The organism is Microbacterium karelineae (assembly GCF_009745985.1).
Taxonomy (GTDB): Bacteria; Actinomycetota; Actinomycetes; order Actinomycetales; family Microbacteriaceae; genus Microbacterium; species Microbacterium karelineae.
The window spans coordinates 1-230 of record NZ_WFIX01000131.1 but is presented as its reverse complement, the minus strand read 5'-3'; the positions used below and the strand labels follow the sequence as shown (position 1 = coordinate 230).

Annotated in this window: 1 protein-coding gene; it reads left to right on the top strand. The window is 71.7% G+C overall.

Annotation, left to right across the window (positions count from 1 at the left end; all coding sequences use genetic code 11):
* Positions 1–40: 40 nt before the first annotated feature.
* Positions 41–230, top strand: a 190-nt coding sequence (locus GB932_RS01240; protein WP_156758942.1) for a hypothetical protein, incomplete at its 3' end; no start/stop codon positions are given.

Below are 230 nucleotides of genomic sequence, written 5' to 3'. Positions count from 1 at the left end.
GCAGCTCGAGGACGCCGCTGGCGACCCCGTGGGCGACGCGGTGACGGTTCCGACCGACGCCGACGGCAGCATCCCCGCCACGCCCCTCCCGGTTCCGGAGGGATCCGAGCCCGGTGACTACATGGTCACGGGAACGGACACGAACGGCAACGTGATCGAGGCTCCGGTCGAGGTGTACGCGCCGGCGATCGAGGCGACGAGCCCGGTCGAGGCTGGTGACGACACGACGG